General features: G+C 68.6%; 26 protein-coding genes. 11 read left to right on the top strand and 15 right to left on the bottom strand.

Features of this window, described 5'->3' with window-relative positions; genetic code table 11:
• Nucleotides 1-29 precede the first annotated feature (29 nt).
• The gene (locus ACWF9G_RS08060; RefSeq protein WP_379310914.1) at nt 30-386 is read left to right on the top strand and encodes an iron chaperone; all 357 of its coding nucleotides are present in this window, start codon (nt 30-32) and stop codon (nt 384-386) included.
• 1 nt (nt 387) lies between these two features.
• On the opposite strand, the gene ACWF9G_RS08055 is transcribed toward ACWF9G_RS08060, so the two are convergent.
• From ACWF9G_RS08055 to ACWF9G_RS08045, 3 genes are all read right to left on the bottom strand, one after another.
• Nucleotides 388-1,518, bottom strand: a complete 1,131-nt coding sequence (locus ACWF9G_RS08055) for an NDMA-dependent alcohol dehydrogenase (RefSeq protein ID WP_379310915.1) — start codon at nt 1,516-1,518, stop codon at nt 388-390.
• Nucleotides 1,519-1,624: 106 nt separating this feature from the next.
• Complete coding sequence (locus ACWF9G_RS08050; protein WP_452514504.1) at nt 1,625-2,149, bottom strand: DinB family protein; 525 nt, start codon at nt 2,147-2,149, stop codon at nt 1,625-1,627.
• A gap of 70 nt (nt 2,150-2,219) precedes the next feature.
• Entirely contained in the window at nt 2,220-3,284 is a 1,065-nt protein-coding gene (locus ACWF9G_RS08045; RefSeq protein WP_379310917.1) for a phosphotransferase family protein, read from the bottom strand.
• A gap of 49 nt (nt 3,285-3,333) precedes the next feature.
• On the opposite strand from ACWF9G_RS08045, the gene pabB reads away from it, so the two are divergent.
• A complete protein-coding gene (gene pabB / locus ACWF9G_RS08040) occupies nt 3,334-5,382 on the top strand; it encodes an aminodeoxychorismate synthase component I (protein ID WP_452514503.1) in 2,049 nt (682 codons plus the stop codon).
• A 3-nt stretch (nt 5,383-5,385) separates the two neighbouring features.
• Here the strand turns inward: pabB and ACWF9G_RS08035 are convergent, their stop codons facing one another.
• Nucleotides 5,386-5,874, bottom strand: a complete 489-nt coding sequence (locus tag ACWF9G_RS08035; RefSeq protein WP_452514502.1) for a hypothetical protein — start codon at nt 5,872-5,874, stop codon at nt 5,386-5,388.
• A gap of 180 nt (nt 5,875-6,054) precedes the next feature.
• On the opposite strand from ACWF9G_RS08035, the gene ACWF9G_RS08030 reads away from it, so the two are divergent.
• Nucleotides 6,055-7,875, top strand: a complete 1,821-nt coding sequence (locus ACWF9G_RS08030) for a TerD family protein (protein ID WP_452514501.1) — start codon at nt 6,055-6,057, stop codon at nt 7,873-7,875.
• On the opposite strand, the gene ACWF9G_RS08025 is transcribed toward ACWF9G_RS08030, so the two are convergent.
• The gene (locus tag ACWF9G_RS08025) at nt 7,872-8,162 is read right to left on the bottom strand and encodes a hypothetical protein (RefSeq protein ID WP_379308385.1); all 291 of its coding nucleotides are present in this window, start codon (nt 8,160-8,162) and stop codon (nt 7,872-7,874) included. The two genes, ACWF9G_RS08030 and ACWF9G_RS08025, sit on opposite strands and share 4 nt — an antisense overlap.
• A 205-nt stretch (nt 8,163-8,367) precedes the next feature.
• Between ACWF9G_RS08025 and ACWF9G_RS08020 the strand changes: the two genes are divergently transcribed.
• Nucleotides 8,368-8,640 carry a hypothetical protein gene (locus ACWF9G_RS08020; protein ID WP_379038438.1) on the top strand — a complete coding sequence of 91 codons (273 nt, stop codon included), beginning with the start codon at nt 8,368-8,370 and terminating at the stop codon, nt 8,638-8,640.
• Between the two features lie 171 nt (nt 8,641-8,811).
• Here ACWF9G_RS08020 and ACWF9G_RS08015 read toward each other — a convergent pair whose 3' ends face one another.
• Entirely contained in the window at nt 8,812-9,300 is a 489-nt protein-coding gene (locus ACWF9G_RS08015; RefSeq protein WP_452514500.1) for an FBP domain-containing protein, read from the bottom strand.
• An 83-nt stretch (nt 9,301-9,383) separates the two neighbouring features.
• The gene (hpnE, locus tag ACWF9G_RS08010) at nt 9,384-10,742 is read right to left on the bottom strand and encodes a hydroxysqualene dehydroxylase HpnE (protein WP_452514499.1); all 1,359 of its coding nucleotides are present in this window, start codon (nt 10,740-10,742) and stop codon (nt 9,384-9,386) included.
• 81 nt (nt 10,743-10,823) lie between these two features.
• On the opposite strand from hpnE, the gene ACWF9G_RS08005 reads away from it, so the two are divergent.
• Nucleotides 10,824-11,843 (top strand): GlxA family transcriptional regulator, encoded by a 1,020-nt coding sequence (locus ACWF9G_RS08005; RefSeq protein ID WP_452514498.1) that lies wholly within the window; start codon nt 10,824-10,826, stop codon nt 11,841-11,843.
• Between the two features lie 14 nt (nt 11,844-11,857).
• Complete coding sequence (locus tag ACWF9G_RS08000; protein ID WP_452514497.1) at nt 11,858-12,589, top strand: DJ-1/PfpI family protein; 732 nt, start codon at nt 11,858-11,860, stop codon at nt 12,587-12,589.
• Here ACWF9G_RS08000 and ACWF9G_RS07995 read toward each other — a convergent pair.
• The 6 genes from ACWF9G_RS07995 to ACWF9G_RS07970 form a co-directional block, all read right to left on the bottom strand.
• Nucleotides 12,579-13,817, bottom strand: coding sequence for a vWA domain-containing protein (locus ACWF9G_RS07995; RefSeq protein WP_452514496.1), 1,239 nt, complete (start codon nt 13,815-13,817; stop codon nt 12,579-12,581). The two genes, ACWF9G_RS08000 and ACWF9G_RS07995, sit on opposite strands and share 11 nt — an antisense overlap.
• A gap of 75 nt (nt 13,818-13,892) precedes the next feature.
• The gene (locus ACWF9G_RS07990) at nt 13,893-14,513 is read right to left on the bottom strand and encodes a response regulator transcription factor (protein WP_379308379.1); all 621 of its coding nucleotides are present in this window, start codon (nt 14,511-14,513) and stop codon (nt 13,893-13,895) included.
• Nucleotides 14,510-15,652 (bottom strand): sensor histidine kinase, encoded by a 1,143-nt coding sequence (locus ACWF9G_RS07985; RefSeq protein WP_452514495.1) that lies wholly within the window; start codon nt 15,650-15,652, stop codon nt 14,510-14,512. Before ACWF9G_RS07985 ends, ACWF9G_RS07990 begins: the two co-directional genes overlap by 4 nt.
• Nucleotides 15,649-16,452 carry an ABC transporter permease gene (locus ACWF9G_RS07980; RefSeq protein WP_452514494.1) on the bottom strand — a complete coding sequence of 268 codons (804 nt, stop codon included), beginning with the start codon at nt 16,450-16,452 and terminating at the stop codon, nt 15,649-15,651. The genes ACWF9G_RS07985 and ACWF9G_RS07980 overlap by 4 nt, the downstream gene beginning before the upstream one ends.
• Nucleotides 16,449-17,390, bottom strand: a complete 942-nt coding sequence (locus tag ACWF9G_RS07975; RefSeq protein ID WP_379308376.1) for an ABC transporter ATP-binding protein — start codon at nt 17,388-17,390, stop codon at nt 16,449-16,451. Before ACWF9G_RS07975 ends, ACWF9G_RS07980 begins: the two co-directional genes overlap by 4 nt.
• A 109-nt stretch (nt 17,391-17,499) precedes the next feature.
• A complete protein-coding gene (locus ACWF9G_RS07970) occupies nt 17,500-18,168 on the bottom strand; it encodes a hypothetical protein (protein WP_452514493.1) in 669 nt (222 codons plus the stop codon).
• 38 nt (nt 18,169-18,206) lie between these two features.
• Between ACWF9G_RS07970 and ACWF9G_RS07965 the strand changes: the two genes are divergently transcribed.
• Entirely contained in the window at nt 18,207-18,827 is a 621-nt protein-coding gene (locus ACWF9G_RS07965; RefSeq protein WP_452514492.1) for a TetR/AcrR family transcriptional regulator, read from the top strand.
• A gap of 4 nt (nt 18,828-18,831) precedes the next feature.
• Here ACWF9G_RS07965 and ACWF9G_RS07960 read toward each other — a convergent pair whose 3' ends face one another.
• A complete protein-coding gene (locus tag ACWF9G_RS07960; protein ID WP_452514491.1) occupies nt 18,832-19,851 on the bottom strand; it encodes an aldo/keto reductase in 1,020 nt (339 codons plus the stop codon).
• Between the two features lie 127 nt (nt 19,852-19,978).
• Between ACWF9G_RS07960 and ACWF9G_RS07955 the strand changes: the two genes are divergently transcribed.
• From ACWF9G_RS07955 to ACWF9G_RS07945, 3 genes are all read left to right on the top strand, one after another.
• Nucleotides 19,979-20,560 carry a TetR/AcrR family transcriptional regulator gene (locus ACWF9G_RS07955; RefSeq protein WP_452514490.1) on the top strand — a complete coding sequence of 194 codons (582 nt, stop codon included), beginning with the start codon at nt 19,979-19,981 and terminating at the stop codon, nt 20,558-20,560.
• A gap of 41 nt (nt 20,561-20,601) precedes the next feature.
• Nucleotides 20,602-21,360 carry an ATP-grasp domain-containing protein gene (locus tag ACWF9G_RS07950; RefSeq protein ID WP_452514489.1) on the top strand — a complete coding sequence of 253 codons (759 nt, stop codon included), beginning with the start codon at nt 20,602-20,604 and terminating at the stop codon, nt 21,358-21,360.
• 92 nt (nt 21,361-21,452) lie between these two features.
• The gene (locus ACWF9G_RS07945; RefSeq protein WP_452514488.1) at nt 21,453-22,658 is read left to right on the top strand and encodes an NAD(P)/FAD-dependent oxidoreductase; all 1,206 of its coding nucleotides are present in this window, start codon (nt 21,453-21,455) and stop codon (nt 22,656-22,658) included.
• Here ACWF9G_RS07945 and ACWF9G_RS07940 read toward each other — a convergent pair whose 3' ends face one another.
• The gene (locus ACWF9G_RS07940; RefSeq protein ID WP_452514487.1) at nt 22,659-23,471 is read right to left on the bottom strand and encodes an alpha/beta fold hydrolase; all 813 of its coding nucleotides are present in this window, start codon (nt 23,469-23,471) and stop codon (nt 22,659-22,661) included.
• 87 nt (nt 23,472-23,558) lie between these two features.
• Between ACWF9G_RS07940 and ACWF9G_RS07935 the strand changes: the two genes are divergently transcribed.
• Nucleotides 23,559-24,134, top strand: a complete 576-nt coding sequence (locus tag ACWF9G_RS07935) for a TetR/AcrR family transcriptional regulator (RefSeq protein WP_452514486.1) — start codon at nt 23,559-23,561, stop codon at nt 24,132-24,134.
• Nucleotides 24,135-24,168: the final 34 nt, after the last annotated feature.

Genomic DNA, 24,168 nt, shown 5'->3' with positions numbered 1-24,168 from the left:
ACCCGCGCGTCCCGCAGCAGGAGGAAATCATGGCCGCGACACCGACCTCGGTCGACGACTATCTGGCCGGCCTGCCGGAGGCGGAGCGCGCCGTCCTGCAGCAGATCCGGGAGACGATTCACCGGGTAGTGCCAGAGGCGGGCGAGAAGATCAGTTACGCCATCCCGGCCGCCACCCTCGACGGCCGGGCGTTCATGTCCTTCGCCGGATGGAAGGTGCATGTGAGCGTGTACCCCATCCCCGAGGGGGACGAGGAGTTCGAACGTGCCATCGAGCCCTACACAGCGGGCCGTGGCACCCTGAAATTTCCACTCGGGGAACCGATTCCGTACGATCTGATCGCGCAGGTCGCGGTCCGGCTCGCCGAGCGGGAACGTCGGCGGTGACTTACCAGTCGGCTTCGGTGAAGCGGATGATGCCGCGAATGTTCTTGCCGTCCAGCATGTCCTGGTAGCCCTGGTTGATCTCCTCCAGCGAGTAGCTGCGGGTGACCATGTCGTCGAGGTTGAGCTGACCCGACTTGTACAGCGACAGCAGCCGCGGCGCGTCCTGACGGGCGTTGCCGCCGCCGAAGATGCAGCCCTTCACCGTCTTCTGCAGCATGGACAGCAGGAAGCTGTTCATCTTCACGTCGCCTGCGTCCATGCGGCCCATCGAGGTGACGACCAGCGTGCCCGCCTTGGCGGTGAGAATCAGGCCCTCTTCGATGTAGTCGCCGTGCATCTCACCCATGGTGAGGATGACCTTCTCGGCCATCCGCCCCTCGGTGGCCTCGATCATCGGCATGATCGCGGCGGCCATGCTCTCATAGGTGTGCGTGGCGCCGAACTTCTGCGCCTGCTCGCGCTTCCACGGATTCGGGTCGATGGCGATGACTTTCGACGCACCGGAGAGCACGGCGCCCTGCAGCGCGCTCATGCCGACGCCGCCGATGCCGGCGATCACCACGGTCTCGCCCGGCTGCACCTCGGCGACATGGGTCGAGGAACCGAAGCCGGTCGGCACGCCACAACCGACGAGGCACGCGACCTCGAACGGGATGGTCGGGTCGATCTTCACGACCGAGGTGTGGTGCACCGTCATGTACGGGGAGAAGGTGCCGAGCAGGCACATCGGGATGACGTTCTCGCCGCGCGCCTGGATGCGGTAGGTGCCGTCCGAGATCGCCTGGCCCATCAGCAGACCCGCGCCCAGGTCGCACAGCGCCATGTTGCCCGCGACGCACGCGGGACAGCGGCCACAGGCCGGGATGAACGACAGGATGACGTGGTCGCCCACGGCCAGGTCGCTGGGGCAGTTCGGGCCGAGCTTGGTGATGACACCCGCGCCCTCGTGCCCACCCATCACGGGGTAGCCCGGCATCGGCGTCGCGCCGGTGACGATGTGATGGTCGGAGTGGCACATGCCCGCCGTTTCCATCCGGATCTGCACTTCACCGGCGACGGGATCGCCGACCTCGATCTCCTCCACCGACCACTGCTGATCGGTGCCCCACAGGATCGCGCCCTTCGTCTTCATGTCCGGTCGACCTCTCGCCAAGCTTGTGCCTCGTTGTGATTGCACTCACCCTAACGAAGAATCGCCCGATTCTGAAACACGTTCTAGAAATATTGCCGAGAATTATCTATCCCCGCACGTCATGGACGTGATGGACGAGGTCGTGGAGGAAGTAGCGGGACAGCGAGGCGACCGTGAACAGCGACCCGTCGCTGCGCGCGCCCCGCAGCTCGAGCCGATCGGCGGGGACGGCGGCGAAGGCCGAGGCGGTCTTCTCGGCGGCCACCGCGAGCTCGGTCGCGACCCGCGCCGGGTCCTGTTCGCCGTAGCGGTCGGCGACGGCGGTCGCGTCCTGATCCCAGTTCTCGAACTGCGGCGGCACGACACCGTCACCGGCCAGCATCAGGGCCAGGCGGGTGTCGAAGATCCGGCACACATCGCGCACGTGGGCGCCGTACTCGAGCACCGACCAGGTCGTGTCGTCGGGACGGACCCGCGCATCGGAGCGCTCCAGCGCGGCGCCGAGCCGGGCGGCACTGTCGAGCGTGCGCTCGGGAACCGCCGCGTAGGCGGTCCGCTCGGCGTCGTATCCGCAGTCGGGACAGGCGCGTTCGAGGACCCAGGTCCAGTTCTTGGTGTCGGGAACGATCATGCCGTCAGCCTAGAATGTCTGAATCTTTCGATCCATCAATATTCTGCCAATCATCGGCGAGATCCGGGCATCACGCGATCAGCTGACGCGCCTTCTCGAACAGTTCCATGGTCACCGCGTGCAGGAAGTCGCCCACCGGCTTGGGCGCCTTGCCCGCGAACGCGCGCGCGTAGGTGCCCTCGAGGACGATGCCCAGCTTGAAGCAGGCCAGCACCTCGTACCAGGTGACGTTGCTCAGGTCGCGGTCGGAGAACTTGCCGTAGTGCTCGATCATCTCCGCCGGTGTCGGCAGGCCGCCGACGGTGCCGAGGGTGCCCATCAGGCCCGCGCCGACGGTGCCGGGAACCGGGCGGGTCGCGAGCTGCCAGCCGAGGTCGAGCAGCGGGTCGCCGATGGTGGACATCTCCCAGTCGACCATCGCCGCCACCTGCGGGCTGTCGTACTCGAACATCATGTTCGCCAGGTGACAGTCACCGTGCATGATGCCCGGTGTCCAGGTGGTCGGCCGGTTTCGCTCGAGCCAGTCGCCGACCTGATCGACACCGGGAATCCGCGGGCCGGGGTAGCCCTCGTTGGCGGAGTAGGAGTCGAGTTCGCGCAGCCAGCGCGGCACCTGGCGTTCCAGGAAACCCTCGGGCTTGCCGTAGTCGGCCAGGCCGAGCGCCTGGTAGTCGAGCGAGCCGAGGCGGGCGATGGCCTCGACCGCGGACAGGCCCATCTGCCGCCGGATCTCCGGGTCGCCCGCGTGCAGGGCGGGCAGTTCGGTCTGCGGGTTGAAGCCGTGGATCGGCTCCATCAGATAGAAGACCGCGCCGATCACGCCGTCGTCGTCGCAGGCGGCGATGACCCGGGGCGAGCGCACCTCGGTGCCGTCGAGCGCGCCGAGCAGTCGCGATTCGCGCCGGATCACGTCGTTGCTTCTGGCGCGCAGGTGCTTGGGTCCGCGTCGCAACACGTATTCGCGGTCGCCACGGGTGAAGCGCAGCATGATGTTCTGCGTGCCACCGCCGATCGGGGTCACTGCACCGAACGCGCCGCCGGGCAGGCCACGTTCGTCCATCCAGCGCCCGATCGCCGCGAAATCCGCGATGGTCGGGTCGACATCGACCGGTTGCGAAACAGACATGGCGATCATTGTGCCCGAGGCGGGTCTCCGGTGGGCCCGACGTAGGATTTCTGCCAGGATGCGCACGCTGTTGATCGACAACTACGACTCGTTCACCTACAACCTCTATCAGCTGATCAGTGAGGTCAACGGGAACGAGCCGACCGTCGTGCGCAATGACGAGTACGCCGAGCTCGCACTCGACCGCTTCGACAATGTGGTGATCTCGCCCGGACCCGGCCGTCCCGATCGCGCCCGCGACATGGGGGTGTCGACGGCGGTGATCGCGGAGTCGACGCTGCCGCTGCTCGGCGTCTGCCTCGGCCACCAGGGAATCGTGGTCGGCGCGGGCGGCACGGTGGGCCGCGCGCCGGAGGCCAGGCACGGCTACCTCGATCGCGTCGCGCACGACGATCGCGACCTGTTCGCCGGGCTGCCGCAGGATTTCACCGTCGTCCGGTATCACTCGCTGGCCGCCGAGGAACCGCTGCCCGAGGTGTTGGAGGTGACCGCGTCGACGAGCGACGGTGTGGTCATGGGCGTGCGCCACCGCGAGCGGCCGCAGTGGGGTGTGCAGTTCCATCCCGAATCGGTGTCGAGCGAATTCGGCGCCGCGCTGCTGCGCAATTTCGCCGATCTCACCAAGGCGCGCACCCACAACGGCGCGCCGATCCTCGTACGCGGACCGCGCGACCTGTCTCCGCAGATCACACCCGAACGTCGATTCGTGTTGCGGCACAGCATGATCGAGCGCGCCATCGATACCGAGGCGATCTTCCTGCGCCGCTACGCCGAGTCGCCGACCGCGTTCTGGCTCGACAGCGAACATGTCGAACCCGGGCTCGACCGGTTCTCCTTCCTCGGTGACGCGAGCGGACCGCACGCCGAGGTCGTCGGCTATCGGGTCGGTGCGGGCGCCGTCACGGTGACGGACGCCGAGGGCAGCAGGTCGGTCCCCGGCACGGTCTTGGACTATCTCGACCGCGAACTCCGGCGCAGACACTGCGAAACCCCACCCCTGCCTTTCGATTTCGCCTGCGGCTATGTGGGCTATCTCGGCTACGAGGTCAAGGCCGACTGCGGCGCGAGCGCGGCGCACCGCTCCCCCACCCCGGACGCAGGCTGGATCTTCGCCGATCGGCTGATCGTCGTCGATCACGAAGCCGGGCGCACGCACCTGCTGGCACTGGCCGAGGACGACATCGAGCGGGCGGATCGCTGGCTCGCCGAGACGGATGCGGCACTGGCCGATCTGCCCACCTGGGTCAATCCCGCCGACCTGCCTGTCCCCGCCGATCCGGATGCCGTCCAGGCGCATCTGGTCCGCGGCCGCGATCGCTATCTGGCCGATATCGCGGTCTGCCAGGAGCGATTGCACGCGGGCGAGTCCTACGAGATCTGCCTGACCGATGCGGCCGCGGTCGCCGCGGCCCCCGGCGACGGGCTCGCGCTGTATCGACGGCTGCGCCGCTGCAACCCGGCGCCGTATGCCGCCTATCTGCGTTTCCCTGGCCTCGATGTGGCCTGTTCGTCGCCGGAGCGGTTCCTCAAGATCGACCGGGACCGGGTGGTGGAGAGCAAGCCGATCAAGGGCACAGCGCCGCGCGGCCGGACCGTCGCCGAGGACGAGCACCTGCGCCTGTCGCTGGCCGACGACCCCAAGACGCGCGCCGAGAACCTGATGATCGTCGACCTGCTGCGCAACGATCTGGGCCGGGTCTGCGAGGTCGGCTCGGTGCACGTGCCGGAGTTGATGGCCACCGAAACCTATTCCACCCTGCACCAACTGGTCTCGACGGTGCGCGGGACGCTGCGCCCCGACGCCGGGGTGATCGACTGTCTGCGGGCCTGTTTCCCCGGCGGCTCGATGACCGGCGCGCCGAAACTGCGCACCATGGAGATCCTCGACGAGCTGGAAACCCAAGCGCGCGGGATCTATTCGGGCACGATCGGCTTCCTCGGCCTAGGCGGCACCGCCGACCTCAATATCGTCATCCGGACAGCGGTCCGCTACGACGACGAGTGGCGGATCGGCGCAGGCGGCGCGATCGTCCTCGACTCCGACGCCGAAGACGAGTACGCGGAGATGGTGCTGAAGGCCGCGGCGACATTCCGGGCGCTGAGCTGAGCGCTACCGGCGCGAACGCTTTCCCTTGGTGGGTTCCTGCGGCGGTTCCTCCCCCGCGCGTCCGGTGATCCGTCCGAGCAGCCCGACGCCCGGCAGCTTCGCCAGCGCCCCGAAGAGATCCTCGCCCAGCGAGATCATCGCCTCGAGCCGGGGCAACAGCCGGTCGTAGGTCGCGAAGACCGGATCGGCCAGCGCCAGGGTCCGGTCGAGCCGGTCGATGGTGCTGTTGAGCCGGTCCACCGCGATGGACAGGTTCTCCACCAGATCCGGCAACTGCGCGGCCAGCTGCGCCGAAGCCGGTGGCAGCCGCACCGCGGCATCGAAGGCATACCCCGCGGTCTGCTGAGCGGCGTCGATAGCCTGCCCCGCCGCGGTCTGCGCCGCACCGACCGCCGCCTGCGCCGCCGACAGCAGGTCAGCCCCCGGCACCTTGCGCCCCTGCGGCTCCGGCACCGGCTCCGCAGCGCGTCCCCGCTTCTTCGGGTTCGTCATGACTCCACTGTGCCGCACAGATCCCACAGACGCAGGGATGCGCACCTCGCACCACCCCGTGTGTCTCACCTACGAACCGAACCAAGCCCCGCACGCCCCGACCGCGAGGAGGGGCCGCGACCTCGAGCGCGCCAGCGCTCCAACAACCCTGTCGGTAGGGCATGACATCATGCGAGCACCATGGAACTACGTAAGGGCGCGCACGCGCCGGTCCCGACATCGCTTCTCGCCGTGGTTCTTTCATGGCGGTCGGCGCATGCCGTCGATGCGCACGCACTGCTGGTCACCGAGTCGGGGCTGGTGCGCGGCGATCGGGATTTCGTGTTCTTCAACGCGCCGCGGCATGCCTCGCAGGCGGTGACGCTGGATCAGGAGCCCGCGCCGGGGACCGCGCGGTTGAGTGTGTCGCTGCCGCGGACCGAAGCGGAGGTGGCGCGCATCGTCGTCAGCGCTTCCCTTGACGAGGGCACCTTCGATCAGCTCACCGATCTCACGCTGACCGTGCACGCCGCCGACGGTCCGGTCGCCCAGTTCGTGCTGGACGGCATCGAGGACGTGCAGGCGATGATGTTCGGCGAGTTCTACCGGCGCGACGGGCAGTGGCGGTTCCGGGCGATCGGCCAGGGGTGGTCCGGCGGGCTCGCGGGGCTGGCCACCGAATTCGGCGTCACCGTCAACGAGCCGGCCGGCGGACATCCCGGCGCCGAGCGATCGGGAACCCCTGCGTCGACTTCGGCGGCACGGCAGGCGTCGTCACGCACCGCCGATCGTGCGGAGTTCGCCCGGGTACCGCATGGCGACTCGACGTCGACTGCGGCCGAGTTCTCCGACCACGACACCACCGCCGATCCCGGCACCCACGCGCACACCGGACGGTCGCCCTCGCGCCCGCCTGCCCTCACCCGGCGCGTCATCGATGTCCCGCCGCCACCACCACCGAACCCGGAACTGGCCGACTGGCATCCCGACCCGCAGGTCCCCGGGCACTTGCGCTGGTGGGACGGCGACGAGTGGACGACGAGCACCCGCCCGCACATCCAGGACCACCGTGCCCGCTGCCCCCGCTGCGGCAACCCGTTGCGCCGCAAGATCTTCGGCGGACACGGCCAGTGCCGGTCGTGCGCGGGTGAGGTGGAGGAATTCCTCACGCACTGGCGCAACCGGGCCCGGCGGGTGCTCACCGGCCCCGGCACCCTGTCCGAGGACTGGCTCGAGGTGTGGGCGGCCTTGCGCTACCAGCGCATCGACGAGGAGCACGGGCGGGCGGTGCTGCGCGAGGCAGGACTGACCCAGGTGGAGCGGATGGTCGCGTTCGCCTTCGCCGACGGTGAGGTGTTCGCCGACGAACTGGACGCGTTCGAGCACGTGGTGAGCGAACTCGCCCTGTCCGGCCCGATCGTCGAGGACCTGCGCCGCCGGATGCACCGCGGCCGCACCCTGTCCCGGCTACGCGCCGGCGAACTGCCCACCATCGACACCCCGGGCCTGCACCTGGATCCCGAGGAGCGGGTGCACCTGGACCTGCCCGCCGTGCACATCAGGATGCTCGCGCGCGGCCCGCGCAATACCGAGGGCCGGTTGATCGGCAGCTCCAAGAAACTGCGCTTCGTCGGCGACGGCACCGGCATCGAACTGCCGTGGAACCGGGTGGTTTCCGTGCACCCGGAGCACGGCACCGTGGTGCTCGCCGCGACCTCGGCGCGCGGCGGCGCCACCTTCGGGGTCACCGATCCCGACTATGTGGCCGCCGCGCTGGAAGGTGCGCTGCGCGTGGCGAAACGCCTGGTCCTGACACCGGGCCAGCGCGACAGCCGCAGCATCCCGCAGGACGTGAAAGCCCAGGTGTGGCAGCGCGACGGCGGTCGCTGCGTCGAGTGCGGTGACGGCCACTACCTGGAGTTCGATCACATCATCCCGCTCAGCCGCGGTGGTGCGACGAGCGCGGCGAACCTGCAGATCCTGTGCCGGGGCTGCAACCGCGCCAAAGGCGCCCGGATCTAGCCGAGGATGGCGTTCATGATGGTGCCGCCACTGGTGGCCACCACGCCGCCGATCATCGCGCCCGCGATCATCTTCGGCGACTCCATGGAGCTGCCGTTCCACTTCTCCCAGGCGAACTTTCCGCCAGCGACGGTGATGGCCAGCACACCGGACAGGATCATGAACCAGGTCAGGTACTGGACCATTTGCATGATCTTGTCCGACAGCGGCGGCGCCTCGGGCGTAGGATTGCTGACCTGCGCGAACGTCGTGACAGTCTCGGCCATCGACGTCAGAATGATGCTCATAGCCTGCTCCCCTTTTCGCGTGATGCGAACTGCGTTCCAGCACTGCCGTATTCGAACGAGTCCAGGATACGGGCGCGAACCCCCGGCACACCAACAAAACCGATCGGTCCGCTCCGGGTGGGCGGCTGCGGCACCCGATTCGACCGGATAACATCAGCGACAGCAGTTCATCGCCGTTCCCCCCGAGTACCGAGTGAGAGCAAACATGATTCTGGCCGCCGTCACCGATACCTTGGCGCAGATGGGCAATCCGACTCCCGAAGCACCCCCGATGTCGGACAAGATCTTGCAGCTGGTGCGTTATTTCACCTGGTTCATCCTGCTGTCGGGCGTCATCGCCATCACCTACGCGGGCGGCAAGTTCGCCTGGGAGAAGTGGACCGGCGGCGGTCTCGAGTCGCCGAAGATGATCGCGGGCGCGATGATCGGCGGCGCGGTCGCCACCAGCGCGGGCACCATCATGAACGCCATGCTCTGATCCCTGTCCGCTCGCAGGCGGTCCGGGAGATTCCCGGGCCACCTCGACCGGCAAGGCACCCGACGACCCGAGTTCTGTTGTCCAGCAGGAGAACTCGGGTCGTCTGGCGTGCGGGGTCTCGAGTGTCGGCACATGGCAGCTACCTCCTTTGTCGGGTGGCGGGCGAATCGGCTAGGTGTACAGGCGGTCCAGGAAGGCGTAGAGGTTCTCGCGCACCCGCTGCGCCTTCTCCTCCGGCGTCAGGTCCTCGCGATACCGGCTGCCCAGCGCGGGCCGCTTCTTGTTGCGGGCATACAGCGAGCAGGCCAGATCGGTGCAGAGATAGCTGCCGATCGTGTTGCCGCGCCGTCCCGACTCACCGGCCTTGTTCGCGGTCATCAGCGAGACGCCGCCGCCGGTGTGGGTGGTCAGGCAGAACGCGCACATCTGTGTCTTGCCCGATCCGCCGGTCTCGTGCCGCAGGGTGACGCCGACCAGGTCGCCGTCACGCGGGACCGCGAGATAGCAGCGGCCCGGATACGACGGGTCGGTCCAGCCGAGGAAGTCGAGATCGTCCCAGGGACGAGCATCGAGGTCACGCGGCACGGACAGGCGTTTGGCGTCCCCTTTCGAACAGTTGACGAACGACGACCTGATGTCGCGTTCGGTGACGGGCTCCATGGAGTGTCCTCTCGGTGTGTCGGTCACAAACGGTAGACACGCTAACGATGCCCCCGGAGCACTGACAACCGAGTTTTCTGCCGCTACTGGTCGAGGAGCGCCGCGACGGCGCGTTCGGCGCTCTGGACGGCGCTTTCCATCGTCGCCGACCAGTCGGTGCGAGTCCAGTCGCCGGCCAGCATCAGGTTCGGGACCGACGTGCGCTGACCGGGGCGCAGGTTGTCGGTGCCGAGGACCTGGGAGAACGTCGCCTTGGGCATTTTCACCACGTGGCCGGTCACGACCTTCGCCTCGGCGGCTTCCGGATAGTAGCGGCGGATGAGGTCCATCTGCTCGGCGACGATCTCGTCGTTGCTCTTGTGGATCTGCTCGTAGGCGCCACTGGTGGTCAAGCAGTACAGCCAGGTTCCTTCGGGTGTGCGACCGTGCATGCGCTGCCGGTCGAAGACCTGATCGATCACGCCGGTGCCGCCGATCAGCGCCTCCATGGCCGACTCGGTCTTCAGTGGCCGGTCCAGATACAGGTTCGTGCTCACGATCGGGGTGACACCCAGCTTGTCGGCTGCGGCGTATATTTCGGCATGTTCGGGCAGGTCGTCGAGGAGCCCGCCGATAGTGGAGTTCGGGACCGCGCAGATCACCGCGTCGGCCTCGATCACCGAGCCGTCCGCCATCTGCACGCCGGTCGCCCTTCCGTCGGTGACGACGATCTTGCGGGCCACCGCCCGGTAGCGCACATCGACGCCGTGGCGTTCGAAGACCTTCTCGGCGCCGGAGATGTAGAGGGTGTCCAGGTCCACGGTGGGGTACCCGATCGTGACAGCCACCCGGTCCCGCATCCCGATCCGGACCCCGGTGGCCAGCACGTCGGCGAACACCTTCGCCGACTCTCTGTCCACCGGCTCCGCCGCGATGCCGAGCGCGAGCCAATCCCACAGGGCTTCACGCGCTTTCGCCGGCATCCCGACACGCTGGAACCACTGTTCGGTGGTGATGTCGGCGAGGTCCCTCGGCTGCCACAGCGCCTGCCGGACCAACAGCAGCGAGGACCGCAGCGCACGCAGCCGATCCAGCGGGCCCGCGTCGGGATGCGCACCCATCAGCGTGCGCCATGCACCGAAACCCTTGGTATACAACATGACTGCGCGACCGCCTGGCCAGCGCAGACTCCCGGCACCCGGAAACTCCACGTACTGCCGGGTGCCGACGCTGTCCAGATACCGCCACAGGCTGTGGTACCCGCTGGCCACCACATGCTGGCCGTTGTCCGGGAGGTCGTTCACCTCGGCGACGCGCATCGCCTGCGTGCGGCCACCCAGCCGAGCTCGCCGCTCCAACAGCGTCACCTGCTTGCCGGCCTCCGCCAGCCACACCGCGGCAGCCAAGCCGGCCAGACCACCCCCGATGACGACGAACCGGCGCGAATCGCTTGTGCCCACCATTGAGACAATGTAGCTCGATTTCTCTCTTTATATCGCCGAACCGGCGCGGAGGAGTCCGGACAGGGCAGCATCGATGTCCTGATGTGTGGGGTGGACGACCTAGACGCCCCGACAGACTTCGCCAACACTGAATTCGTGAAGACAGTTCTCATCCTCGGCTTTCCGGGCGTCCAGGCCCTCGACCTGGTCGGCCCGTTCGAGGTGTTCACAGCCGCGACCCTGTACCTCACCGGCCAGGGGCACGGAGAGGACGGCTATTCGGTCCGCGTCGTCACCCGTACCGGGGAACCCGCCACCACACGCACCGGCCTCGCCCTGCTCGCTCAGCCATTGCCCGATCCGCGCGAGTCGGTCGACACGCTGGTGCTGCCCGGCGGCCTCGGCGTCGACGATGCGCGGCTCGACCCGGAGCTCGTCGAATGGATACAGGCTGCGGCCGAGCGCAGCCGCCGCATCGTCAGCGTCTGCACCGGCGCGTTCCTCGCTGCCCAAGCCGGCCTGATCGACGGCTGCGTGGCCACAACGCACTGGGCCTTCGCCGGACGGATGGCCCGCGAATTCCCTTCGGTCACCGTCGATCCCGAGCCGATCTTCGTCCGCAGCTCCGAGCGTGTCTGGACCGCGGCGGGCGTTACCGCGGGCATCGACCTCGCCTTGGCGCTCGTCGAAGACGACTACGGCCACGAGGCCGCGCAGATGGTGGCGCGCTATCTCGTCATGTACCTGCGCAGGCCGGGCGGACAGACCCAGTTCGCCGCGCCGGTCTGGACGCCGCGCGCCAACCGTGCGCCCATCCGCGAGGCACAGGAAGCGATCGAGTCCGAACCCGCTGGGGCACACAGCATTCCCGCACTCGCCAGCCGAGCGGCGATGAGCCCGCGGCACTTCACCCGCGTGTTCACCCGGGAGGTCGGTGAAGCGCCCGGCGCCTACGTCGAGCGAATCCGCACCGAGGCCGCGCGCCGCCGGCTCGAGGAGACCGACGACACCGTCACCGTCATCGCCGCCGGTTGCGGGTTCGGCAGTGCCGAATCGCTGCGCCGCATTTTCGTTCGACGACTGGGCATTTCGCCCGATCAGTACCGCAAGACCTTCGCCTGACAGAGGAGACGACAGTGCAGATCGCCATCGTGGTGTACCCCGGATACACCGCACTGGACTTCATCGGTCCCTACGAGGTGCTCGGGCGCCTGCCCGACGCCGAAGTACGCTTCGTCTGGCACGATCCGGGCCCGGTCCCGGCCGACTCGGGAGTGCTGCTGATCGGGGCGACCCACTCTTTCGACGAGACCCCCTCGCCCGACATCATCCTGGTGCCCGGGGGCATGACGTCGATGGAGCACGCCCGCGACGGGAAGCTGCTCGACTGGCTCCGCCGCGCGAACGAGACGTCGACCTGGACGACGTCGGTGTGTTCGGGCTCGGCGATCCTGGCGGCCGCGGGCCTGCTGCGCGGTCGGCGCGCCACATCACACTGGCTCATGCTGCCGGTGCTGCGGACATTCGGCGTCGACCCCGTCGGCGATCAGCGGATCGTGCACGAGGGCAAGATCGCGACGGCAGCGGGCGTCTCGGCCGGAATCGACCTGGCGATCTGGCTTTTCGGCCAGATCTGCGGCGAAGCACCGGCCAAGGCGGTGCAACTGCTCATCGAATACGATCCGCAGCCGCCGTTCGACTCCGGCCATGTGTCCAAGGCGTCGGCGGCCACCAAGGCGCGAGCGACAGCCCAGCTGACCAAGGAGTCCATCCAGCTGCATCAAGTGCTTCCGTCGGTGCAACTGCTGTGGGGCGCGGCGATCCAGCGGGTCCGTTCGAACCGATCCCGCGAGCGGGCTAGCGAATGATGCCCGCGGTGCGGGCGGCGCGGAGCCAGTCGGGGAATTCGCCGAGGAGGCGGCGGTAGAGTTCGGTGTCGTCGACCTGGTCGATGTCGTCGAGCGCGAAGAAGCCTGCGTTGTCGACGACGCGTCCGTCGAGTTCGTCGAGGGTGCGCAGGACGCCGAAGTTGGCTTTGCCGAGGCCGATGAACTGCCAGAAGGCGGGCAGGGCAGCGGCTTCGCGCATGAGGGCGGCGATTTCGCGTTTCTTGGCGAAGCCGCCGTCGGTGAAGAACAGGACCAGAGTCGGGACGGCGCCCGCGGTGAGGGTGTCGATGACGGCGCGCATCACCGGGAGTTCGTCGTTGCGACCGCCGATGCCGTCGTAATCGATGCCGTCGTGGGTGCCGGTCAGATGCAGGTACGTCTGGGCCCACTGCTCCCCGCCCGCGACGGTGATGTCGGGCAGTTTGGCGAAGGTCAGCGCGTAGAGGTAGGCCTCGAGGGTGCCGTCGTCGTCGAGCTGAGTGGCGACGGGGATCATCCGCTCCACCACGCGGTGCACGGTGCCGCCGCGATACAGCTTCTGCATGCTGCCGGTCTTGTCGATGACCAGCACCACGCGCGCCCGCGTACCGAACGCGCTCTTGTCGATGAGCACTTTCGCGACCTCGTGCTTACGCATGTCCAGCTTCTGCCGCTTCTCGAACGACAGCGCCGCTTCTCCGGGCACGGTCCGAATCTCGGGCTGGGCCACGGCTTCCGGCTCGTCGTCGACGCTCACCCCATGATCGGTGACCAGATCCGCGAACCCACCGGCATATCCCTGCCCGACGGCTCGCACCTTCCACTGCTCGCCGCGCCGGTACAGCTCGAGCGCGATCACCACCGACTCCTGGTCGAGCCCGTCGATCACGTACTCGTACAGCACATTTCCCGCGGCATCGGCCACCGATGCCACCGGCGGCGCCGCACCACCGAACGTATCCCCTGCTGCCGCAACGGTGATCACCGCGCGAATCTGCTCGATCTCGGCGGGCACCACCCCGGGCGACACCGTGAGCACCGCCCCGCTCAGCCGAACCCCCGGCGCCTGTGGCTGATTGAAGAACACGAAGTCGGCGTCGGACCGCACCTTCCCGGTCCCGGTCACCAGCAGCGCCGACAGATCCGCCGCCACCCCGCCCCGCACGGTCAGCACCACCTCCGGCTGTGTCAACCCCGCGTTCTGCCCCTTCACCAGCGCAGCAGCCACCGCCACTCCCTCATCCGTCCGCCGTAATGCACCACACCTTAGGCGCAGCGACCGGCGTGGGCAGCGCGATCCGTTCTAGATCCAGCCCTTCTCTCTGGCCTTGAGCGCGGCTTCGTAGCGGTTGGAGACGCCGAGCTTGCTCATCGCCGACGACAGGTAGTTGCGGGTTGTGCCTGGTGACAGGTGCGCGCGGCGGGCGATGTCGTCGACGGACGCGCCGTCGGCGGCGAATTCGAGCACGTCGGCCTCGCGGGCGGTGAGCACGGTGTCGCCTGCGCTGATGGCCTCGGCGGCCAGTTCCGGATCGACGTAGCGGCCGCCGTTGTGCACGGTGCGGATCACCTCGGCCAGGGTCGCCGCCGAGGTCGTCTTGGGCAGGAAGCCGCGCACGCCGGCCGACAGCGCGCGCTTGAGATAGCCGGGCCTGCCGTGACTGGTGACGATCAGGGTGCCCGCGCCCGGCGTGATCCGCTGGAGCTCGACCGCGGTGTCGATACCGTCCATGCCCGGCATCTGCAGGTCGATGACGGCCACCGCCACCGGTTCGGCCGCCTCGGCGCGACGTCGCCAGAGGTCGACGAGTTCCGTCCCGGAGCCGACGTGCGCGACGACCTCCAGGTCGGTCTCCAGATCGAGCATTGTCGCCAGTGCGGCGCGGATGAGGGTCTCGTCGTCGGCGAGGTAGACCGGAATCACTTCTTCTCCCAGTGGATTTCGAGGATGAACTCGTCGCCGGTCGCGGTGACGTCGAGGGTCGCGCCGACCGCGGCGAGCCGCTCGGCCAGTCCACGCAACCCGGAGCGTTCACCGGTCGCGCCGTGCGGGTTGTCGTTGCGCAGCGACATGCCCGCGCTGCCGAGCGCCAGCGTCGCCACGGTCGCCGCGGAGTGCTCGACGATATTCGTCGTGCCCTCGCGCACCACCCAGGCCGCGACTTCGTGGAACTGCGGCCCCACCTTGGCCGCGTCACCTTCGACGACGAGCTCGCAGCCAACGGCCGACAGCAGCGAGCGCGCCCCGGCCACTTCACCGCGCAGATCGATATTGCGGTAGCCGCGCACCAGTGTGCGCATCTGCCCCATCGATTCGACCGCGAGCTCCCGCACCTCCTCCATCTCCGCCACGGCCCGCTCCTGGTCACCGGAACGCGACAGCGCCACGGCCAGTTCGCTTTTCACCGCGATCGCGGAGAACCCGCGGCCGACGACATCGTGCAGATCGCGCGCGAATCGCAGTCGTTCCTCGGCGACCTGCAGTTCGGCCTCGACGAGTTTGGCCCGGTCGAGTTCGTCGACGACTCTGAGTCCCCACACGGTGAAGGCCGTCAAGCCGACGACGACTACTCCGGTGAGCAGATACACCGCCGCCAGCGCCAGTGCGGACAGTGGCGACGATCCGAACGCCAGGCCGGTGGCGAGACTCAGGCCGAGCAGCACCCACCACCGGTGCCGAATGAAGGGGATGACGGCGAACATGGCCAGCAGGGCCGCGAGTCCGCCCGCCACCCGCGCGTCGCGGACGGTCGACTCGGCCGTGGCCAGGCGGGCGATCGCCGCCGAAACCGCCCACATCGCCAGCAATGTCACCGCCGCCAGCAGCGGTGCCCACTGCCGCGTCACCCCACCCGGCACCGTCGCGAAATCGTGCTGTGCCGCTACTGCGAGGACCGCGGTGATTCCGGCGACCACGATCACCGGGGCCGACCACCGCGAGCCCGCGGAATTGAGCATCACCACGACCACCCCGAGGATGCTCCCCTGGAAGGTGAGCCGCGTGGCGAGGCGGAACTTCGCCGCGCTCGACAGCTCGTGCCACCAGGCGGTCCATCGGCTCACCCGCGATCGTCCCACCGGAAGCTCTTGCGGGTCAGCGCGAGCGCCAGGACGGTCCACATCGCCAGTGTCGCAAACGGGCGGCCCGCTTCGGTGACGGTGCCGGCGAAGCTCGATACCGCGTCGGACTCCGCGGCCGTCGCCGTCTTGCCGGACGCACCGAGGAAGACCAGGTCGGAGACGGCGGCGAACGGTGTCCAGTCGGCGAGCGTGGCCAGCCGGTCGGGCAGCACGGTGCGGATCGAGGCGAGGCCGACCATGGCGAGGGCCATCACCGGCAGCGAGGTGATCTGCGCGGCCTCGGCGTTCTTGGTCACCGCGCTGGTGGCCAGCGCGAGCAGCGAGAACACACCGATCCCGGCCACGAACGCCAGCACCATCAGCACCGGGTTGACCGGTGCGGGCGCGCCACTGCCGTAGACCGCCGCGGCGACGGCGGCGGTGCACACGAGGGTTACCAGGACACCGGGCACCGCGGGGGCGGATTGGATCTGCCAGTCGGCGGCCTCACCGGTGCGCAGCCGCTTCAGCACGCCCTCGCCGCGGCGCGTCGTCACCATCGACAGCACCGAGTAGTACTGCACGAAGATCAATGCCATGAGCGCGAGCATTTCGAAGGCGACCGCCGCCATCGCGGTCGTCGGCTCGGTGTCTTTGCGGGCGATGAAATAGGTGACCAGCGGGATCCCGACCGGGAACAGCGTCGCCATGTAGACGAGAGTCTTGTTACGCCGGAACTGCAACCACTCCGCCTTGGCGAGCGCGGTGAGCGGGCGGGGGCGAGGTGCGGTGATGGTGGTCATCGTCGTGCTCCGATCAGTTCGGGGGTGTTCGGCCGCGCGTCGGCGTCGCCCGCGATGTCGAGGAAGACCGATTCCAGGGAGGCCGCGCGAGCCTCGAGCCCGGTCAGCCGGACGCCGGCCTCGCGCGCCCAGGCGAGCAGTTCGAACAGGTGACCTTGCAGGTCGTCGGTGCTGACGGTGACGCGCTCGCGTGCTTCGATATTCGCGCCGCGCAGCGGCGGCACCGGCAGTCCGGGATGGTCGAAGACGATGCGCGCCGGATGGTCGTCGACGATCTCGCGCAGCGTGCCGCGCCGGGCGATCACGCCCTTGTCCATAATGGCGATGCGGTCGGCCAGCGACTCGGCCTCGTCGAGGTAGTGCGTGGTGAGCACCATCGTCACCCCGGCGGCCTTGAGGTCGGCGAGCAATTGCCATGTCCTGCGGCGGCTTTCCGGATCGAGTCCGGTGGTCGGCTCGTCCAGGAACAGCAGGCGCGGCTGACCGAGCAGCGCACAGGCCATGTCGACGCGGCGCTGCTCCCCGCCCGACAGCGAACCGACCCGCACCTCGGCGCGATCGACCAGGCCGACCTGTGCGAGCACAGTCTCGACGGTGGTCGGGTTGGTGCAGGTGCCGCGCCACATCTCGAGTGTCTCGGCGACGGTCAGTTCGGCGGGCAGCCCACCGGATTGCAGCATGATGCCGACCTGCGCGCGGACCTGATCGCGGTGCCGGAGCGGGTCCAGGCCGAACACCTCGACCGCACCGGCCGACGGGGCGGCGAGCCCCTCCAGCAGGTCGAGCGTCGAGGTCTTGCCCGCACCGTTGGTGCCGAGCAGCGCGAAGACCTCCCCCTCGACGATGTCGAGATCCACGCCTTTGACGGCCTCGAAGGCCTGCTCGCCGCGGCCGTAGGTGCGCCGCAGTCCGCGCGCGGAGATGACGATGTCGTTCATCGTGTGCCCCTTTCTCACACCTTCCACGGTCGTCGACGGGGGCCGTCGCCAGTAGTACGCGCGATCACCGATTACCGATGAGATCCGCATGGGCAGACGATGACAAAAGTCATCCCGCCCTCCGCAGCAGGGCGATGCCGTACGCGGCGAACCAGATCGTCCACAGCAGCCAGCCGGACAGGCCGATCAGACCGAGCGGACCCTTCTCGTCGATGACGACCGGCGCGATCGTCGCGGCGGTGAATTGCAGTGCGGCGGCGAGAAATCCGAGCGTCGCGTGCCAGCGTGGAACGAGGCCGCCGAAACGTCCGGCGATCGTCAGGCCGACGAGTGCCAGTGCGAGAAAGGTTCCGTTGAGCGCGAGCAGGGCATCATGCAGGGCCCACAGCGCACCACCGTCGGGCGAGATCCCCAGGGCGTAGCGGATTCCGACGATCACCGTGAAGGTGGCATTCTGCAGCAGCAATCCGGCGAAACCGACGAGCGACCATGCCGTGCCCGCCGCGCGTTCGATCGGCCGCAGCACCGTCAGCACGCCCGCGCCGAACAGCACGGCACAGAACCACGCCAGCGGTGTCGGCGCCATGGCTGCGGCCACCAGGCCACGATGATCGGCGAAGAAGGTGGCCGCCTCGCCGGGGTCGGTGCCGGGTGTGGGAAGTCCGGCGGGCACCAGAATCAGATTCGCACCCAGGATGACCAGCACGAACACGATGCCAGCGAGACCGGCGACGCGCCGGAACCCGGACCCGCTCGCGATATTGGATTTATCACTCATATTTTGAATATAGTGACCGTAAAACGAAAGGGGAACCGTTGTCCAGCGAGCCACCGCGCCGCCGCTACGACTCACTGCGCCGCACCCTGCAAGCCCAGGCCACCAGTGTCGAGATCGCCCAGGCCGCGCGCCGCCTGTTCGTGACCCAGGGCTGGGCCGCGACGACCGTCCGCGAAGTCGCCCGCGAGGCAGGCGTTTCCGTCCCCACCGTGTACTCGGCGTACGGCAACAAGACCGGCCTGGTCCAGGCCGTCGTCGACGCCGCCGACCTGTCCGCCGACGCCCCACGGATGCTCGCCGAACTCGAAGCCGCCGTGGGCGACCCACCCCGCCAGCTAGCCGCCATGGCGGGCTACGACCGCCGCCTCTTCGAACGCGCCGCCGACGTCATCGCTCTGGTCCGCGAGGCCGCCCGCACCGAACCCGACCTGGCCACCACCTACCTCGACGCCCGCCGCCGCGCCGACGACACCCGCATCCAGGTCTTCACCTCCTGGCCGGACGGCACCCTGCGCGAAGACCTCGCCACCTCGGTCGACATCTACGCCGCCCTGTGCACCATCGACGTCTTCACCACCCTCACCGCCGAACGCGGCTGGTCACCGGACCGCATCGAAACCTGGTGGGCCACAACCCTGTCCCGCGAACTCCTCGCCTGAGCGGTCAGCGGCGGCGCAGCGAGGCGTCGAGCAGTGACGGTGGGGTGTCGTGCTTCTCTTCGGGGGCGAGGTCGACGCCGGGGGCGACGATGGCATCTATCGCGTCGAGAACGTCGGCGGGCAGGACTGTGTCGGCGGCGGCGAGCTGAGAGTGCAAGTGCGCCATGGTGCGTGGGCCGATGATGGCGCTGGTGACGCCTGGGTGGGCGGTGACGAAGCCGAGGGCGAGCTGGATCATGGTCAGCCCAGCCTGATCGGCGAGAACGGCCAGCTGTTCGACGGCGTTCATCTTGGCCTGATTGGCCGGGATGGCGGTGTCGAAGCGATGTGGCATGAATGCCGAACGGCTGGTGGCTATTTCGCGGTCGGCGCGGATCGCGCCCGAGAGCCAGCCCGACGCCAGTGGGCTCCAGACCAGCACGCCGAGTCCGTATTCCTGGGTGACCGGCAGGACGTGAGTTTCGATGCCGCGCTGCAGGATCGAGTAGTTCGGCTGCTCGGTGACATACCGGCCCAGGTGATGTTCCCGTGCCGCCCACTGCGCCTGCACGATGCGGTACGCGGGGAATGTCGACGAGCCGAAGTAGCGGATCTTGCCCGCCCGCTGTAGATCGGTCAGCGCCGACAGCGTCTCCTCGTCGCTGACGCTCGGGTCCCAGCGGTGGATCTGATACAGGTCGACGTGGTCGACGCCCAGGCGGCGCAGGCTGTCGTCGAGCGCGGTGACCAGCCAGCGGCGCGAACCGCCACGATGATTGCGCTCCTCCCCCATCGGCATGCTCGCCTTCGTGGCCAGCACGATGTCGTCGCGGCGGCCTGCGATGGCCCTGCCGATCAGCTCCTCCGACTCGCCCTGCCCGTACATGTCGGCCGTGTCGACGAGGTTGATGCCGCCGTCGAGAGCGACGTCGACCATGGCGGTGACCTCGTCCTGCGTGGAATCGCCCAACCGGCCGAAGTTCATCGCGCCGAGCACGAGACTGCTGACCTGCACGCCGGTGCGACCGAGGCTGCGGTACTGCATGAATTGCTCCTCCGTGAGCTGTGCGACTTGGTCCAGGTCGCCGGGTCTGACATCCTGAACAAGCGGAACCATGTTCCGCTAATCAACATACGGAACATTGTTCCGCTTGCCAACCCCCGGAGGCAGAGTGGCCGACAACGACAGCGCGCCCGCCGCGCCCCGCAAGCGCGCCGACGCGCGGCGCAATCAGCAGACCCTGCTCGACGCCGCCGCCGCGGCCTTCGTCGCGTCCGGCGTCGACGTCCCCGTGCGCGAGATCGCCACCGCGGCGGGCGTCGGCGTCGGCACGATCTACCGCCACTTCCCCACCCGCGCCGACCTCATCGTCGCCGTCTACCGCCACCAGGTCGAAGCCTGCGCCGAAGCGGGCCCGGCTCTCCTGGCTTCCAGCGACTCCCCCCACGCCGCCCTCACCGCCTGGATCGACCAGTTCGTCGACTTCCTCGCCACCAAACACGGCCTCGCCGAAGCACTCCAGTCCGGCGACGCCGCCTTCGAAACCTTGCACACCTACTTCCTCGACCGCCTTATCCCCACCTGCGCCCAGCTCCTCGAAGCGGCCACGGACGCAGGCGAAATCGCCTCCGGCACAGACCCTTACGAGTTCCTGCGCGCGGTCGGCAACCTGTGCATCGGAGCCGGAAGCCACCCCCGCTACAACCCTCGTCGCATGGTCGCGCTCCTGGTGCGGGGATTGCATAATCAGTAATCACCCCACGAACCACGATGCGGTGGCGGATCATTGGGAAGATGAGGTTCGATGTCGCGTTTCTGCAATACGCCGGCTCGGGTCCGATGCGGCACGAGGAGCGGTTACTCACCGAAGGGCTGAAGCGTCGCGGCATTCCGGTCCGCCACTACAGCATGAAGCGAATCCACCACCGGCAGTTGCCCTTGGGGCCGGACACCTTCATCGCCGGCGATACCGACGCTATGCACGGCGCGATGCGCCAACTGCACATTCCGGTGCCCGAGCCCGACGACTACCCCGAGGCCCTGCGCGACTACCTCGGGCGCAAAGTGTGGACATCGACCCTGGGCGAGGTCGAGAGCGCCCTCGATACCGGTTTGGCGACACCGGTTTTCGTGAAACCCGCCGACCGACGCAAGCGCTTCACCGGAACGGTCTGCTATTCCGAACGCGATGCCATCGCGTGGCACAGCACCAGCCGGCGACGGCGGGTCCGATGTTCCGAGGTCGTGGCCTGGCGCACCGAGTACCGCGTCTACGTGATCGACGGACGGATCGTGACCGTCGACCATTACGACGGCGACCGCACCATCACCCTGGACATGGGCGTGGTCGAGTCCGCCGTCGCGGCATACCACCGGACCGCGACCGCGCCGATCGCGTACGGCATCGACTTCGGCGTGCTGGCCGACGGCCGCACCGCCCTGGTCGAAGCGAACGACGGCTACGCCCTCGGGGCCTACGACATCACCGCCGACAACTACACCGAACTCGTCATCCAGCGGTGGAGCGAGCTGCTCGCGAGCTCACGCGCCTGAAGTCGCCTCGCGCAGTGACTCGCGTCACGCACTGTCACATCGAGTGGTCCGGTGGCGTCTTATGCCCGAACCCTCGAGTGAAGGAGAAACCGATGAGCGAGAAGATCGATGTGGTCGTGATCGGTGGCGGGTACGCGGGTGTGATGGCGGCCAATCGGCTGACGCAGCGGGCCGAGGTGGCGGTGACGGTGATCAACCCGCGGGCACGGTTCGTCGAGCGAATTCGGTTGCATCAGCTGGTAGGTGGGACCGACGACGCGGTCACCGAGTACAGCGAGGTACTGGCGTCGGGTGTGCGACTGATGGTCGGTGCGGTGACCGGGATCGACGCGGCCGGGCGCACCGTGACACTGGCCGGCGGCGACACGATCGGCTACGACTACCTGATCTACGCGGTGGGGAGCGGCAGTGCGGCGTCGCGCATACCGGGCGCGGCCGAATTCGCCTATCCGATCGCGAGTTTGGAGGAAGCGCAGCGGCTGGCACCCGCGCTCGACGCCACGGCGGCGACGGCCACGGTGACGGTGGTCGGCGCGGGGCCGACCGGGATCGAGACGGCCGCCGAGCTGGCGGAGCAGGGTCGCGCCGTGACGCTGATCTGCGGCGATGTACTCGGCCCTTACCTGCACGCGCGCGGTCGGCGCGCGGTCGCCAAGCGGCTGACGGCGCTCGGCGTGACGGTCCTCGAAGGCCCCGACGCGAAGGTCGTCGAGGTGACCGAGGATGCCGTGCGGCTCAGCGGCGGTCATATCCTCCGCAGCGCCGTCACCATCTGGACCGCCGGATTCGGCGTCCCCGACCTGGCGACCCGCAGCGGCCTGCGCACCGACGCCGTCGGCCGCCTGCTCACCGACGAGACCTTGACCAGCATCGACGACGAGCGGATCGTCGCGGCGGGCGATTCGGCGGCACCGTCGAACCTGCCGTTCCGGATGAGCTGCCAGGCGGCGGGCCCCTTGGGCGCGCACGCCGCCGACACGATCCTGCGCCGGATCACCGACCAGCACCCCGACCCGATCGACCTGGGCTTCGCTGGTCAGTGCATCAGCCTCGGCCGCCACGCGGGCGTCTTCCAGTTCGCCGACAAGGACGATGCCGCCAAGTGGTACCACCTCGGCGGCCGCCCCGGCGCGAAGCTGAAGGAGTTCGTGTGCGCCCACACCGTCAAGCAGTTGGCCACCGAGGCGCGTAAGCCGGGCACGCATACCTGGGCCAAGGGTGACAAGCGCGCTCAGCTGGTGCGGGACCGGACCGACACCGACGCGGCGCGATCCGCTGCGACGATCGGGCACGGGTGATCACCTGGCCCAGAACTCTTCCACTGCCCGAACGAACTCGTCCGGGCGCTCGAGCGGAAGGAGATAGGCCGCCCCCTCGATGACAGCCGCCGATCCCGACGGCAGAACAGCCGCGGACGCCCGCGCCTGGTCGGGAGTCCAGTCAGCATGGTCGCTGCCGGTGAGGAACAGCGTCGGCGCCTGAACCGCGGGCAGTGCCGGCGTGAGGTCGCGACGGCGCAGCGAGACCGAGACGATCGCGTTCGCCATCGCGCGCCGGTCCGCCGCGCCGAACTCCTCGCCCACCATCGCGACGGCCGCCGGATCGCTCGCCCACGTCTGCGGCGACAGCAGCACCTTGCTCAGGATGTCGACCAGGAACCGAGCCGGGCCGAGGACGCGGTAGAGCACGAGCAGCAGTCGTGTCCGCTGTCGCCCCTTCCACGTGTAGGCGTGCACGGGCGTGCCCGCGGTGACGAGCGTACGAACGAGTTCGGGGTGCCCGGCGGCGACGAGGATGCCCACATGACCGCCCCACGCGTTCCCGACCCAGTCCACGGGCACATCGACGCCCAGCCGGTCGAGCACCTGGACCGCGGCCTCGGCACATTCTCCTTGCGTGTACCGGCGGCCGCAGTCGCCGCTCGTCCCGTGCCCGGGACCCGTGACGATGACGAGCCGACGATCGCGGGCCAGCGCGGGCTCGACGCGCACCCAACTGCGACTGTCGACGAACAGGCTGTGCCAGAGGACAGCGGGCGGGCGCATGCCGTCCGGGTCCGTGTCACGCACGGCCAGCGGGCCGACGGTTGTCTCGATGATCTGCTCGGACATCGCTGCCATCCCTTCGATTGACAGTGTCAACCTAAATACAGCATCGTCCGGTAGATTGACACTGTCAACCATGTGGGGAGGTGCTCTGTGTCAGCGAATGCGACGCTGCGCGACCGGCTCATCGCGACCGCCCTGGACCTGCTCCGGGACGAACCTCCGGAAACATTGAGCATCCGCAAGGTGGCACAAGCTCTGGGCACCAGCCACCAGGCCCCGTATGTGCACTTCGGCGACCGTCGTCGCTTCCTCGCTGCCGTAGCGGGCGCCGGCCTCGCGGAAGCCGCGGCCGATGCCGAGACCGCGGTAGCCAGCGCGGGGCCCGCCCCCGAGGACCGACTGCGCGCCCTCGTGCGCGCCTACGTCGACTTCGTCGATACGCGGCCCCACGTGCACGCACTCGCATTCGGCCCACTCGTCGCGATGAGTGACGATCCCGTCCTGCACACCGCCGCGACCCGGTATTGGACCGTTCTGTCGACCACCGTCGCCGCCAACCAGCCCGCCGAGGTGGACGACGACGAAGTGGCACGCAGGACCGCGATGATCTGGGGGACGGTGCACGGAATCGCCGGACTAGCCGCCGCAGGCAAGATCCCGAGCCGCGTTCCCGCCGATCGAATCACCCTGCTGGACAATGCCGTTCACGCACTGCTGACGGGTTGACGCAGAGGGATGCCTCCCATGGACTCCATGGGAC

Source organism: Nocardia sp. NPDC055029, assembly GCF_053608525.1.
Note: the sequence above shows the minus strand (reverse complement) of the source record. Positions and strands in the feature narration are given on the sequence as shown.

Bases quoted from the DNA above. Each gene is read 5' to 3' on its own strand.
- ACWF9G_RS08060 (WP_379310914.1), top strand. From the start codon at position 30: ATGGCCGCGACACCGACCTCGGTCGACGACTATCTGGCCGGCCTGCCG.
- ACWF9G_RS08055 (WP_379310915.1), bottom strand. From the start codon at position 1,518: ATGAAGACGAAGGGCGCGATCCTGTGGGGCACCGATCAGCAGTGGTCG.
- ACWF9G_RS08050 (WP_452514504.1), bottom strand. From the start codon at position 2,149: ATGATCGTTCCCGACACCAAGAACTGGACCTGGGTCCTCGAACGCGCC.
- ACWF9G_RS08045 (WP_379310917.1), bottom strand. From the start codon at position 3,284: ATGATCGCCATGTCTGTTTCGCAACCGGTCGATGTCGACCCGACCATC.
- pabB (WP_452514503.1), top strand. From the start codon at position 3,334: ATGCGCACGCTGTTGATCGACAACTACGACTCGTTCACCTACAACCTC.
- ACWF9G_RS08035 (WP_452514502.1), bottom strand. From the start codon at position 5,874: ATGACGAACCCGAAGAAGCGGGGACGCGCTGCGGAGCCGGTGCCGGAG.
- ACWF9G_RS08030 (WP_452514501.1), top strand. From the start codon at position 6,055: ATGGAACTACGTAAGGGCGCGCACGCGCCGGTCCCGACATCGCTTCTC.
- ACWF9G_RS08025 (WP_379308385.1), bottom strand. From the start codon at position 8,162: ATGAGCATCATTCTGACGTCGATGGCCGAGACTGTCACGACGTTCGCG.
- ACWF9G_RS08020 (WP_379038438.1), top strand. From the start codon at position 8,368: ATGATTCTGGCCGCCGTCACCGATACCTTGGCGCAGATGGGCAATCCG.
- ACWF9G_RS08015 (WP_452514500.1), bottom strand. From the start codon at position 9,300: ATGGAGCCCGTCACCGAACGCGACATCAGGTCGTCGTTCGTCAACTGT.
- hpnE (WP_452514499.1), bottom strand. From the start codon at position 10,742: ATGGTGGGCACAAGCGATTCGCGCCGGTTCGTCGTCATCGGGGGTGGT.
- ACWF9G_RS08005 (WP_452514498.1), top strand. From the start codon at position 10,824: ATGTGTGGGGTGGACGACCTAGACGCCCCGACAGACTTCGCCAACACT.
- ACWF9G_RS07980 (WP_452514494.1), bottom strand. From the start codon at position 16,452: ATGACCACCATCACCGCACCTCGCCCCCGCCCGCTCACCGCGCTCGCC.
- ACWF9G_RS07975 (WP_379308376.1), bottom strand. From the start codon at position 17,390: ATGAACGACATCGTCATCTCCGCGCGCGGACTGCGGCGCACCTACGGC.
- ACWF9G_RS07970 (WP_452514493.1), bottom strand. From the start codon at position 18,168: ATGAGTGATAAATCCAATATCGCGAGCGGGTCCGGGTTCCGGCGCGTC.
- ACWF9G_RS07960 (WP_452514491.1), bottom strand. From the start codon at position 19,851: ATGCAGTACCGCAGCCTCGGTCGCACCGGCGTGCAGGTCAGCAGTCTC.
- ACWF9G_RS07950 (WP_452514489.1), top strand. From the start codon at position 20,602: ATGAGGTTCGATGTCGCGTTTCTGCAATACGCCGGCTCGGGTCCGATG.
- ACWF9G_RS07945 (WP_452514488.1), top strand. From the start codon at position 21,453: ATGAGCGAGAAGATCGATGTGGTCGTGATCGGTGGCGGGTACGCGGGT.
- ACWF9G_RS07940 (WP_452514487.1), bottom strand. From the start codon at position 23,471: ATGTCCGAGCAGATCATCGAGACAACCGTCGGCCCGCTGGCCGTGCGT.